Below are 12,383 nucleotides of genomic sequence, written 5' to 3'. Positions count from 1 at the left end.
ATCAAGGCGTGTCAGTCGACTCGGATGTTGAATGTGCAATCGCTATGGTGAGTAAGCTCGTTCCCGCAGGAATTTACCAAGACAGCGCTGTCTCTCAGGATCGCGACATTCGGCATTCTTTAGACCTTTCAACAGGAGTAGCTGGACGCAGAGGCTCTGGTACGCCAGAAGAAGCGTTTCAGCAAGCGGCGCAAGGATAATGTCCTGTTACAAATAGCGAAAGCGCTTTTGTTGACATGGATCATCTCGAATTCGGTAACAGTGTGCCGGGGATACAAGCCCTGATAACGGCGGCACTTCCCCCCGCAGAGCGCCTCGGCTAAGGTGCGCGGCTTCACAGCTCATCATGCAAGGCTTGCCATGACCGAACCGAACAACAACCCACTGCACGGCGTGACCCTGGAGCAGATCCTCAATGCCCTGGTGCAGCACTACGAATGGTCAGGCCTGGCGGAACGCATCGACATCCGTTGCTTCAAGAGCGACCCGAGCATCAAGTCGAGCCTGACCTTCCTGCGCAAGACGCCATGGGCACGGGAGAAAGTCGAGCGCTTGTACGTCAAGTTGATGCGCACCAAGCGGCCTATCTGAACCATGAACGTGCGAACCGGTTTCGTGTCGATGCTGGCATTGCTCGGCTGGGTGGGATTGAGCATTCAGCTCTACCTGATCCTGCTGGGCCGATGGGAACTGGGCGCGAGCCTGTTGGGCGGCCTGGTCAACTTCTTCAGTTTCTTCACCGTATTGACCAATACCTTGGCCGCCGTGGTATTGACCTGGGAAGTGACCCGCCGTGAATCAGCGGTGAGGCGTTGGTTCCTGCGTCCAGCGGTACGCAGCGGCATCGCGGTGAGCATCGCCTTGGTCGGCCTGGCCTATAACGTATTGCTGCGCCATCTCTGGCAACCGGAAGGCTGGCAATTTATCGCCGACGAACTGCTGCACGACATCATGCCGGTGCTGTTCATCATCTATTGGGGGCTCTGGGTGCCCAAAGGCACGTTGCGCCTGGGCCACGTCGGGCTGTGGATGATTTACCCGCTGGTGTACTTCGCCTACATCCTGCTACGGGGTGATCTGCTGGCGGCCTATCCCTACCCTTTCATCGACGTGACGAGCCTGGGTTATCCACGGGTGTTCATCAATGCCGGGGGCGTGTTGGCCGGGTTTGTCGGGATTGCGCTGGGGGTGGTGGGGTTGGATCGGTGGTTGGGACGACGATCGATTAAAGCCTTGTGAGACGCCCTTGTGGAAAGGGAGCTTGCTCCCTCACCACAGGGATTTTGTATTCTCAAGTGGACATCAACGCCTCGCCGGCAGCATCCACACCAATCCATTGGCCTTGGCCCGTTCATGACACAACGCCAGGACGCTGCGCCGTTCATCGTTGCTCATCTTGCGCCATTGAGTGATCTCGGAGACGGTGCGCTGGCAACCGGTGCAGACGTCGTCATCGTCCAGCGAGCAGATGTTTACGCAGGGCGACGGAACCGGGCGTTCAGGTGTGTTCATTGTTCCTGCTCGATCAGGTCGCGTGCGTAGCGCTGCGAGTTGTGAACGTAGTGCGCCGCACTGGCTTCAAGCATTTTTTTCTGGGCCTCGGTCAGTTCTCGCACGACCTTGCCCGGCGAGCCCATGACCAGCGAACCATCGGGTATTTCCTTGCCTTCGCCGATCAGCGAGTTGGCGCCGATGATGCAGTTCTTGCCTATTTTCGCGCCGTTGAGGATTACCGCGTTGATGCCGATCAGGCTGTAGTCCCCGACTGTGCAGCCGTGAAGCATGGCGTTGTGGCCGATGGTCACGCCAGTGCCGATGGTCAGCGGATAACCCATGTCGGTGTGCATCACCGTGCCGTCCTGCACGTTGCTGTCCTTGCCAATCAGGATCAATTCGTTGTCGCCACGCAACACCGCGTTGAACCAGACGTTGGCGCCCTCTTCGAGGCGGACCTTGCCCACCAGCGTGGCGTTGGGCGCGACCCAGCTCTGTGGGTGGGTTTCGACACGGGCATCGCCCAAGCGGTATTTCATGGGAATCCTCGGGGCATCAGGTGTTGATGAAAGTCTTGGGCGGCGTGTGCAGGTCGATGCCGGCGTCGTACAGCAGGTTGACCAACTCCACGATCATGATCGCCGTCAGCCCCCAGATCTTGTACCCCTCGAAACGGTAGCTGGGCACGTACCAACTGCGGCCCTGGTAGTCGATGCGGTGGGTGTGCTCGCGCGGGTCCTTGCGGAAAAATTCCAACGGCACGCTGAACACGGCGGCGATCTCGGCGTCGTTGGCCTGGTATTCGACGTAATCCGGAATCACGCCGACGTAAGGCGTGACCTTGATACCGTGCAACGAGATCAGTGGACTGAGGGGACCAATCACCTCCACCAGGCCGGGGGGCAGGCCAATTTCCTCTTCGGCTTCGCGCAGGGCGGTGAAGATCAGGTCGGGGTCTTCCGGGTCTCGACGTCCACCGGGGAACGCCACTTCGCCGCCGTGGGTCGAGAGACCGCTGGCGCGCAGGGTCAGCACCAGCTCCGGTTCATCACTGCGCGTGATCGGCACCAGCACCGCCGCTTCAGGAAAACGCCGATCGGTCTCCAGATCGCGCGGCGTATGGTTGCTTACTCGATGCAGTAGCTCGTCCAGCATGAGACTTCTCGATTTATTCGCTGCCTAGCATCATGCACCAATCAGGCAAGCGGCCCAAGCCCCGGACCGCGTCATGTCGCGAAACGACAACTTGCCGATACCGGCCCGCACACGCCAAGATAGGCGCAGCCTTCAGGAATCCAAGCATGAAATTCTGCAGCCAGTGCGGTAACCCGGTGACCCAGCGCATACCCGAGGGCGACTCGCGCCTGCGTTTTGTCTGCGACACCTGCCACACCATTCATTACCAAAACCCCAATATCGTTGCCGGATGTGTACCGACCTGGGGCAGTAAAGTCCTGTTGTGCCGGCGCGCCATCGAGCCACGGCGTGGTTACTGGACCTTGCCGGCGGGCTTCATGGAAAACGGCGAAACCGTCGAGCAAGCCGCCGTGCGCGAAACCGCCGAGGAAGCCTGCGCCCGGGTGCGAAACCTTAGCATCTATACGCTGATCGACGTTCCGCACATCAGCCAGGTGCATGTGTTCTTCCGCGCCGAGCTGGTGGACGAGGATTTCGCCGCGGGCCCCGAAAGCCTGGAAGTGAAGCTGTTCGAAGAAGCTGACATCCCGTGGAACGAGCTGGCTTTCCGCACCGTGGGCCGTACCCTAGAATACTTCTACGCTGACCGGCGGGCCGAGCAATACCCGGTGCGATCCGAGTCGATTCCGCCGCTGACTCAGCCTGCCAATACGTAGGCTCTGTACGAAATGTGTTCGCGCGAAGGCCAGACAAGGCGAAACGGGGCGAGGAAGCGCAGTGTACTGGAGTACATGAGCATTCCGAGCCTCGTTTCAACGCAGTATGGGCGAGTGCGGATACATTTCGTACAGAGCCTAGAAAATCCAATATAGCCGCGACACCTCTAGGGATATCGTTTCAATGCGCTGGTTGCTTGTGCTGTTCTGCTTGTCGTTCACCGCCCTGTCCCAGGCCGCCGCCGTGGGAACCTACAACGGCAAAGTCATCGAAAAAGTCCTGGTGCTCAAGTCCGCCCATCAATTGCAATTGATCAACGACGGCAAGCCCCTCAAGACCTATCGCATCTCCTTGGGCAAGGGCGCCAAGAAAGGCCCCAAGTTGATCGAGGGCGACAAGCGCACCCCCGAAGGTTTTTACTGGATCGACTGGCGCAAGGTCAGCGACCGGTTCTACCTGTCGATGCACATCTCCTACCCCAACATCAGCGACGCCGCCCGCGCCCGCCGCGAAGGCGTGGAACCGGGAGGCATGATCATGATTCATGGCACGCCGGACTCGGAGGAGAACCCTGAGCAGTTGTTCCACACCCTGGACTGGACCGACGGCTGCATCGCCATGCGCAATGTGGACATGCGTGAGGTGTGGAACCTTGTGCCGGATGGGACGATGATCGAGATTCGGCCGTAGCCCATTTTCTTGCGGCAAGAAGTTCCTGTGGATAAGAGCTCTTGTGGCGAGGGAGCTTGCTCCCGCTGGGACGGTCCGACGCCTCGGGCGCAGCAACCCCAAAGTAGTCAACTCGATCTGCCTGACACACCGCGCTGTCAGGTTTCAGGGCCGCTTCGCAGCCCAGCGGGAGCAAGCTCCCTCGCCACAGGGTTCGATGTCGATTGGCATATTTGTCAACGACACGAAACCACTGTGGGAGCTTGCTCGCGATGAAGATCAAGGCTCGTCCCGAGGCGGCCTGGTTCTGGGTGTTCGCGTTTCCCCTGTGGGAGCGAGCCTGCTCGCGATAGCGGTGGCTCAGTCAATGAGAATGTTGGATGTGCCGGCGGATATACACACAAAACGCACTACCACCGGTCGCCATAAAAATAAATATCAAACTTCACAACCCGCCCTCCGTGCATACCACTGACCTACAAAAAACCCATCCCAACGCTGTAATTCCACGCCCCACAAAAACCACCCTAATACCACTTAAATAACACCCGAATGAATACCCAGAAAACACAGGCCAGCCCTAGAAAAGCAGCGTTGACATGGTATTCAAGTGGTATTAGCTTCCACCCCACCCACCGAGCGACAACGCCCACAAAAAACCGCATCGGACACCCAAATGAATATCCAGACCCTGCGCCCCGACGACACCCAACCTACCCCGCTCTACCTGCAACTGGCCCGCAATCTGGAAGCCGCCATCCACGCTGGCCAGTGGAAAGCCGAACAAGCGATGCCGTCCGAGCGCAGCTTGAGCGAGCAATTGGGGATATCCCGGGTCACCGCGCGCAAGGCGCTGGAAGTGCTGTTCGAACAAGGCCTGATCCGCCGCAACCAAGGCTCGGGTACGTTCATCACCCCACGCCTGGAACAACCGCTCTCACGCCTTAGCGGTTTCAGCGAGATGCTCCGGCTCAAAGGCTTTGTGCCCGGCTCCCAATGGCTGGAGCGGGAGATCACCCCGCCAACCCATGAGGAATTGATACGCCTGGGCCTCTCGCCCACCGACAAAGTCGCCCGGCTCAAACGGCTGCGCAAGGCCGACGACACGGTCATGGCCATCGAGATGAGCACCCTGCCCGCATCGATCATTGCCAAGCCGCAGGCGGTGGGCGATTCGCTTTATGAATTCCTCGACAGCATCGGCAAACCGGTAGTGCGCGCCCTGCAACACATCCAGGCCATCAACGCCTCGGACGAATTCGCCGCCCTGGTGGGCATCGCCCCCGGCACCGCGATGCTGTTGATGACGCGGGTCGGCTACCTGGAAGACAACACGCCCATCGAAGTCACCGACACCTATTGCCGCAACGACTATTACGACTTCGTCGCAGAGTTGCGGCGCTAGACGACCCGAGAATCCCATGTCCGAAAACAACATCCTCACCGCCAACGGCTGGATACGCGGCCGCCTGATCCATGAACGCGGCAGGGTCGTGTCCATCGAAGGCCAGCCCTGCGACCCGACGAGCAACGACCTGCCCTACCTGCTGCCCGGCTTCATCGACCTGCATGTGCACGGCGGTGGTGGCAAGGACATCATGGAAGGCGCGGCGGCGTTCGAAACCATTGCCCGCACCCATGTGCGATTCGGCACAACGGCGTTGCTCGCCACGACGATGACGGCGCCGAGCGAAGAAATCATCCGCGTACTCAAGGCCCTCGGTGAATTCTGCGAACAGCGGCCCAGCTGCAGCGCACGGGTGCTCGGTGTTCACCTGGAAGGCCCTTACATCAACCCCGGCAAACTCGGCGCTCAACCGAATTTCGCCCACACCGCCTTGATGGCCGAGGTGGAAACGTACCTGGCCCTGGCGCCGATCCGCGTGATCACCATTGCGCCGGAAATCGCCGGTCACGATGCCTTGATTGGCGCCGTCAGCGCTCGCGGCGTGCGCATGCAGATCGGCCATACCCTCGGCAGCTATGAAGAAGGCGTCGCGGCACTCGCGGCCGGGGCCAGCAGTTTTACCCATTTGTATAACGCCATGAGCCCACTGCATCACCGCGAGCCCGGCATCGTCGGTGCGGCGCTGGCCCATGCGCAATACGCCGAACTGATCCCGGATTTGCTTCACGTGCACCCCGGTGCGATGCGCGTGGCGTTGCGTTCGATCCCGTGCCTGTATTGCGTCACCGATTCCACCGCCGCCGCTGGCATGCCCGACGGCGAATACAAGCTGGGCAGCCACACCGTGACCAAATGCCTGGGCGGCGTGCGCCTGGCCGATGGCACCCTGGCCGGCAGCACCCTGACCATGGACCAGGCCCTGCGCAACCTGGTGAAAATCGGCCTGCCCATCGACGAAGCTTCCCGACGCCTGTCGCAATTTCCCGCCGACTACCTCGGCCTGCCCGAGCGCGGACGCCTGCAACCCGACGCCTGGGCCGACTGTGTGCGCCTCGACCGTAACTTGAACCTGATCGACGTGATGGTCGAAGGAGAAGCCATTGACTTGCAAAATGCTTGAAGAGGCCCAGGCCTCAGCCGAAGCCGTCGAGCGCCAACTGCAGCGGCTGGACCCAACGCTGGAGGAAATCGCCGGACGCCTGCGTCGTCAACCGCCGCAAGTGGCGATGACCATCGCTCGGGGCAGTTCCGACCACGCCGCCAGTTATTTCGCCTACCTGACCATGCAGCAATTGGGCTTGCCGGTGGCGTCGCTGCCGATGTCGGTGGTGACCCTGCAACAGGCGCCTTTGAAGGTCAGTGGCCAGGTGGCCTTCGCGTTCTCCCAGTCGGGGCAGAGCCCGGACCTGGTCAACAGCCTGCGCCTGTTGCGCAAACGCGGCGCGTTGAGCGTTGCGATGGTCAACGCAGAGGATTCTCCGCTGGAGGCGGCCTGTGAATTCAGCGTGCCGTTGTGCGCCGGCGTCGAAAGCAGCGTTGCCGCCACCAAGAGTTTCATCGCGACCCTCAGCGCCAGCGCGCGTTTGGTGGCGCACTGGAAGGATGACGCCGAGTTGCTCGACGCCGGCGCTGCGCTGCCAGAAGGTTTGCGCGAGGCCGCAGGCCAGGACTGGGGCGCCGCCGTCGAAACGCTCCGTGATTGCCAGCGGCTCATGGTGATCGGCCGTGGCGCCGGGTTCGCCATCGCCCAGGAAGCGGCGCTCAAATTCAAGGAAACCTCGGCGATCCAGGCCGAGGCCTTCAGCAGCGCCGAGGTCCGCCACGGCCCGATGGCGCTGATCGATGAAAACTACCCGCTGTTGGTGTTCGCCCCGCGCGGTGCCGAGCAGGCCGGCGTGTTGGGTCTGGCCGCCGATATGCGCCAGCGCGGCGCCCGGGTGCTGCTGGCGGCTCCCGATGACATCGTCGAGCGCGACTTGACCTTGTCCCGCGCCGATCACCCGGCCCTGGACCCGATCCTGGCGATCCAGAGCTTTTATGGCATGGCTGCCCGGCTGGCCCTTGCCCGGGGCCTGGATCCGGACAAACCACGGCATTTGAGCAAGGTCACCCGGACCCACTGACCCGACGGCGTTCTTCCATGCAAGGCCCATGAAATTACACAGAGAGCGAGCCCATGCCCAACAACAATAAAGAGCTGACCCTCAGCGCCCCGCTCAGCGGCCCGGTGCTCACCCTCACCAACGTTCCGGACGCCGTATTCGCCAGCGGCGCCATGGGCGACGGGATCGCCATCGACCCGCTGAACGACACCCTCTACGCCCCCTGCGACGGCGAGGTGATCCACGTCGCTCGCACCGGCCACGCCGTGACCCTGCGGGCCGACAACGGCGCCGAATTGCTGCTGCACCTGGGGCTGGACACCGTCGAGTTGCAGGGCGACGGCTTTTTCATGCTGGTCAAGGAAGGCACGCGCGTCAGCAACGGGCAAGCGCTGCTGCGCTACGACCTGGACAAAGTGGCCCAGCGCTGCAAAAGCCTGGTCAGCCTGTTGGTCATCACCAATGGCGAACATTTCCAGGCACGGCCCATCACTCTTAAAGGAGTCAAGGTCGGCGAACCTCTGTTGCACGTCGTCCCCAGGGCGCCCGGTGCAGGACAGCTTGACGACCTGGAAGTCGGCATCGAAGTGTCCGGCCAGATTCGCATCGCCCATCGAGGCGGCTTGCATGCGCGGCCGGCGGCCTTGGTTCGCCAGACCGCACGGGGATTCAAAAGCCGCTCGCAGTTACACTTTGGGGGGCGGTCGGCGTCCTGTGACAGCGTCATGGGCATGATGGGCCTGGCGATCACCGAACAGGCCGAAGTGCATGTCAGCTGTCGCGGCAGCGATGCCGAAGCGGCGCTGCAAGCGCTGCTGGCGAGCTTGTCCACCGCTCTGGCCGAAGAGGCTCACAGCAGGGCGCCGCAGGTCCTGACAACCCGGCACGCCGCCGAAGAAGGCGTATTGCATGGCGTCTGCGCCGCGCCCGGCCTGGCGAGCGGACCGCTGGTTCGATTGGATGGCATTCAATTACCCAAAGATCCCGGCGGCCACAATGTCGAAGAACAACGCCAACGACTGCTCGATGCCCTGGCTCAAGTCAGTCAGGATATCCAGCTGACACTCGAAAACGCCAAGGCCCGGCGCCACGTCGATGAGCAAGCGATCTTCAGCGCTCATTTGGCGTTGCTGGAAGATCCGGCCCTGTTGGATGCCGCGTACCTGTCTATCGAGCAAGGGAGCGCGGCGGCCCACGCCTGGAGCCGGTCGATCGACGTACAGTGCCAAGTGCTGCGGCAATTGCAAAGCATGCTGCTGGCCGAGCGCGCCAATGATTTGCATGACCTGCGCCAGCGGGTCCTGCGGGCACTGCTGGGCGAAGCCTGGCAATTCGAGGTGCCGGCGGGCGCCATTGTCGTCGCGCAGGAACTGACCCCGTCGGACCTGTTGCAACTCTGCGCCCAGGGCGTGGCAGGCGTATGCATGGCCGAGGGCGGCGCGACGTCCCACGTGGCGATCCTGGCTCGCGGCAAAGGCCTGCCCTGCCTGGTTGCGTTGGGCGATGCCCTGCTTGAGCAGTTGCCCGGTCAATCGGTGGTGCTGGACGCCGACGGTGGCCGCCTCGAACTCACACCAAGCGCCGAGCGCCTGGCCCAGGTGCGGCAAGCACAAAGCCAACGCGCAGCGCTGCGGGCCCAGCAGCAAACCCTCGCCCACGCCCCGGCGCGAACCCTCGATGGCGTAGATGTCGAAGTCGCTGCCAACGTGGCCTCCAGCGCCGAAGCCGGCCAGGCCTTTGCCAACGGCGCCGATGGCGTTGGCCTGCTGCGCACTGAATTCCTTTTCGTCGACCGTCACACCGCCCCCAACGAACAAGAGCAGCGCCAGGCCTATCAAGCCGTGCTCGATGCCATGGGCGACAGGCCGGTGATCATCCGCACCATCGACGTCGGCGGCGACAAGCAATTGGACTACCTGCCGCTTCCGGCCGAAGCCAATCCGGTGCTCGGCCTGCGAGGCATTCGCCTGGGCCAGGTGCGCCCGGAACTGCTGGATCAACAATTGCGCGCGCTGTTGCAAATCCGTCCGTTGCATCGCTGCCGGATCCTGTTGCCGATGGTCACCGAGGTCGCCGAGCTGCTGCACATTCGCCAGCGCATTGACGTCCTGGGTGCGCAAATGGGCCTGGAGCAGCGTCCGCAGGTGGGCGTGATGATCGAAGTGCCAGCCGCCGCATTGCTCGCCGAGCAACTGGCCGAGCATGCGGACTTCCTGTCCATCGGCACCAACGACCTTTCCCAGTACACCCTCGCCATGGACCGCGACCACGCCGGTCTCGCCGCCCGCGTCGACGCCTTGCACCCCGCGCTGTTGCGGCTGATCGCCCAGACCTGTGCCGGCGCCGCCCGCCATGGGCGTTGGGCTGGCGTGTGCGGGGCCCTGGCCTCCGATCCCCTGGCGACGCCGGTGCTGATCGGGCTGGGTGTACGGGAGCTGTCGGTCAGCCCGCCGCAGGTAGGCGAAATCAAGGACCGCGTGCGCCGCCTCGACACAGCGCAGTGCCGCCGCGTCAGTACCGATTTGCTGAACCTGCCCAGCGCCGCCGCCGTGCGCCAGGCCTGTCATCAACATTGGCCCCTGGGCTGAGACCGTCGCAGAACAATAAAAGGAGAGACGCCATGTACCAGCATTTCATCGAAGGGCTGCAGCGCCTCGGCAGGGCGCTGATGCTGCCGATCGCGATTTTGCCGATTGCCGGCCTGCTGCTGCGCCTGGGTGACACGGATCTGTTGAACATCGCGATCATCCACGATGCCGGCCAGGCGATCTTCGCCAACCTGGCGCTGATCTTCGCCATCGGCATCGCCGTGGGCTTCGCCCGGGACAATAACGGTACGGCCGGACTGGCCGGGGCCATCGGCTACCTGGTAATGGTCGCGACATTGAAGGTGCTCGACGCGACGATCAACATGGGCATGCTCGCCGGGATCGTCAGTGGGTTGTTGGCCGGCGGGCTGTACAACCGCTTCAAGGACATCAAGCTGCCGGAGTACCTGGCGTTTTTTGGGGGCCGGCGCTTCGTGCCGATTGTCACCGGTTTCAGCGCGGTGGGCCTTGGCGTGATGTTCGGCCTGATCTGGCCGCCGATCCAGCACGGCATCAACAGCTTCGGCGAGCTGTTGATGGCCAGCGGCAGCTTCGGCGCGTTCGTCTTCGGTGTGTTCAATCGACTGCTGATCGTCACTGGCCTGCACCACATCCTCAACAACATGGCGTGGTTCATTTTCGGCAGCTTCACTGACCCCGCCACCGGCGCCGTGGTTACCGGTGACCTGACCCGTTATTTCGCCGGCGACCCCAAGGGCGGCCAGTTCATGACCGGCATGTTCCCGGTGATGCTTTTCGGCCTACCCGCTGCGTGCCTGGCGATGTACCGCAATGCCCTGCCCCAGCGGCGCAAGGTCATGGGCGGGATTCTGTTGTCCATGGCGTTGACCTCGTTCCTGACCGGCGTCACCGAGCCGATCGAATTCGCCTTCATGTTCCTCGCGCCGCTGCTGTATCTGGTCCATGCGTTGCTCACCGGCCTGTCGATGGCGGTGACCAATCTGTTGGATATTCACCTGGGCTTTACCTTCTCGGGCGGTTTCATCGACATGGTCCTGGGCTGGGGCAAATCCACCAACGGGTGGCTGGTCGTACCGGTGGGCCTGGTCTATGGGGCGATCTATTTCCTGGTGTTCGACTTCTGCATCCGCCGCTTCGACCTGAAGACGCCGGGACGTGAAGACGTGGCGATGGGCGAAAAGCCGATCATCGCCGAAAACCAACGTGCCGCCGCCTACATTCAGGCCCTGGGTGGCGCCGACAACTTGATTACCGTCGGCGCCTGCACCACGCGCTTGCGCCTGGACATGGTGGATCGCAACAAGGCCTGCGACGCCCAGCTCAAGGCCCTTGGCGCCATGGCGGTGGTCCGCCCCGGCAATGGCGGCAGCTTGCAGGTGGTGGTGGGGCCGATGGCCGATAGCATTGCCGATGAGATTCGCTTGGCGTTGCCCTCTTCCGATCAGGCCGTCAGTACGCCCGCGAACGCGGTGGTCGAGCCGGCCTTAACGACAATTGTCCCGGAGGCCGAAGCACAGCAATGGCTCGATGCCCTGGGCGGTGGCAGGAATGTGTTGCAGCTCGATTGCGTGGCGATGAGCCGTTTGCGCGTGCGGTTGGCCGATGGCAAGGGGTTGTCGGAAAGCCAGCTCAAGACGCTGGGTTGCCAGGGGGTGAGTTCGCTGGAGGATGGCGTGTGGCATTTGCTGCTGGGGGAGAAAGCGCCGGGGTTGTGGCGGGCGTTGGAGGCGGTGGTGCCGAGTCGTCAGGCGGGTGTCAAAGCCTAGGCCTTCGCCGACTGTCTGGCCCCTGTGGCGAGGGGATTTATCCCCGCTGGGCTGCGCAGCAGTCCCCTAAGCAGCAACCCCATCTGCCTGACACACCGGGGAATCAGTATTTGGGGCTGCTGCGCAGCCCAGCGGGGATAAATCCCCTCGCCACAATAAAAAACCCGCTGATCCAATCAGCGGGTTTTTCATTTAAACGGGGAGGATCAGAAATCCTCCAACCGCCACACCTCATACGCCGGTGTCTCGTAGGGATGGCTCTGTCTCAATGCCTCCACCACGGGGCGAATCAGATCGTCAGCGACAACAAGCTCAACCTTCCATTCCTCGACCTGCTCGACCTGCCCCGCCTCGCCAATGAACGGCTGGCTGCCGTCCAACGGGCGAAACTGGCCCAGGCCCAGCACTTGCCAGGCGCAGTGGTCATAGTCGCCGATTCGCCCACCACCGGCAGCGAATACGGCGCTTTTGACCTCGTCCACGTGGCTGGCCGGGACGAAGAAGCAGAGCTTGTACACCG

The 12,383-nt window shown here is 62.4% G+C and carries 13 protein-coding genes; 9 read left to right on the top strand and 4 right to left on the bottom strand.

Annotated elements, in window-relative coordinates; genetic code table 11:
• The first annotated feature begins 360 nt into the window (after window positions 1–360).
• Together J3P76_RS05480 and J3P76_RS05475 are read left to right on the top strand one after the other, a co-directional pair.
• Entirely contained in the window at window positions 361–591 is a 231-nt protein-coding gene (locus tag J3P76_RS05480; protein WP_420765344.1) for a VF530 family DNA-binding protein, read from the top strand.
• A 3-nt stretch (window positions 592–594) separates the two neighbouring features.
• Window positions 595–1,239 (top strand): Pr6Pr family membrane protein, encoded by a 645-nt coding sequence (locus J3P76_RS05475; protein ID WP_434701630.1) that lies wholly within the window; start codon window positions 595–597, stop codon window positions 1,237–1,239.
• Window positions 1,240–1,302: 63 nt separating this feature from the next.
• Here J3P76_RS05475 and J3P76_RS05470 read toward each other — a convergent pair whose 3' ends face one another.
• Genes J3P76_RS05470 through J3P76_RS05460 form a run of 3 tightly spaced genes read right to left on the bottom strand, consistent with a single transcriptional unit; the run spans window position 1,303 to window position 2,649 of the window.
• Window positions 1,303–1,512: a DUF1289 domain-containing protein gene (locus J3P76_RS05470; RefSeq protein WP_434701629.1), complete on the bottom strand. Its 210-nt coding sequence runs from the start codon at window positions 1,510–1,512 to the stop codon at window positions 1,303–1,305.
• Window positions 1,509–2,033, bottom strand: coding sequence for a gamma carbonic anhydrase family protein (locus J3P76_RS05465; protein ID WP_420765347.1), 525 nt, complete (start codon window positions 2,031–2,033; stop codon window positions 1,509–1,511). Before J3P76_RS05465 ends, J3P76_RS05470 begins: the two co-directional genes overlap by 4 nt.
• Window positions 2,034–2,049: 16 nt before the next feature.
• A complete protein-coding gene (locus J3P76_RS05460; RefSeq protein WP_420765348.1) occupies window positions 2,050–2,649 on the bottom strand; it encodes a CoA pyrophosphatase in 600 nt (199 codons plus the stop codon).
• 146 nt (window positions 2,650–2,795) lie between these two features.
• On the opposite strand from J3P76_RS05460, the gene J3P76_RS05455 reads away from it, so the two are divergent.
• The 7 genes from J3P76_RS05455 to nagE all read left to right on the top strand — a co-directional run bounded on the left by J3P76_RS05455 (window position 2,796) and on the right by nagE (window position 11,863).
• Window positions 2,796–3,347 carry an NUDIX hydrolase gene (locus J3P76_RS05455; protein WP_434607565.1) on the top strand — a complete coding sequence of 184 codons (552 nt, stop codon included), beginning with the start codon at window positions 2,796–2,798 and terminating at the stop codon, window positions 3,345–3,347.
• 184 nt (window positions 3,348–3,531) lie between these two features.
• Window positions 3,532–4,038 carry a L,D-transpeptidase family protein gene (locus tag J3P76_RS05450; protein WP_420765350.1) on the top strand — a complete coding sequence of 169 codons (507 nt, stop codon included), beginning with the start codon at window positions 3,532–3,534 and terminating at the stop codon, window positions 4,036–4,038.
• Window positions 4,039–4,693: 655 nt separating this feature from the next.
• Window positions 4,694–5,422 carry a GntR family transcriptional regulator gene (locus J3P76_RS05445; RefSeq protein ID WP_420765351.1) on the top strand — a complete coding sequence of 243 codons (729 nt, stop codon included), beginning with the start codon at window positions 4,694–4,696 and terminating at the stop codon, window positions 5,420–5,422.
• 16 nt (window positions 5,423–5,438) lie between these two features.
• Entirely contained in the window at window positions 5,439–6,545 is a 1,107-nt protein-coding gene (gene nagA / locus J3P76_RS05440) for an N-acetylglucosamine-6-phosphate deacetylase (protein ID WP_434701628.1), read from the top strand.
• Window positions 6,526–7,548 (top strand): SIS domain-containing protein, encoded by a 1,023-nt coding sequence (locus J3P76_RS05435; protein ID WP_420765353.1) that lies wholly within the window; start codon window positions 6,526–6,528, stop codon window positions 7,546–7,548. Before nagA ends, J3P76_RS05435 begins: the two co-directional genes overlap by 20 nt.
• A 53-nt stretch (window positions 7,549–7,601) precedes the next feature.
• On the top strand, window positions 7,602–10,115 hold the full coding sequence (ptsP, locus tag J3P76_RS05430; RefSeq protein WP_434701627.1) for a phosphoenolpyruvate--protein phosphotransferase: 2,514 nt from the start codon (window positions 7,602–7,604) through the stop codon (window positions 10,113–10,115).
• Between the two features lie 32 nt (window positions 10,116–10,147).
• Window positions 10,148–11,863 carry an N-acetylglucosamine-specific PTS transporter subunit IIBC gene (gene nagE / locus J3P76_RS05425; protein ID WP_434701626.1) on the top strand — a complete coding sequence of 572 codons (1,716 nt, stop codon included), beginning with the start codon at window positions 10,148–10,150 and terminating at the stop codon, window positions 11,861–11,863.
• A gap of 206 nt (window positions 11,864–12,069) precedes the next feature.
• Here the strand turns inward: nagE and J3P76_RS05420 are convergent, their stop codons facing one another.
• Window positions 12,070–12,381: an NGG1p interacting factor NIF3 gene (locus tag J3P76_RS05420; RefSeq protein ID WP_434560437.1), complete on the bottom strand. Its 312-nt coding sequence runs from the start codon at window positions 12,379–12,381 to the stop codon at window positions 12,070–12,072.
• Window positions 12,382–12,383 lie beyond the last annotated feature (2 nt).

Origin of the sequence: Pseudomonas sp. D1-36, assembly GCF_051132205.1 — a bacterium.
Lineage (GTDB): Bacteria > Pseudomonadota > Gammaproteobacteria > Pseudomonadales > Pseudomonadaceae > Aquipseudomonas.
The sequence above is the reverse complement of the archived record's forward strand: the minus strand, read 5'-3'. Positions and strand labels throughout refer to the sequence as shown.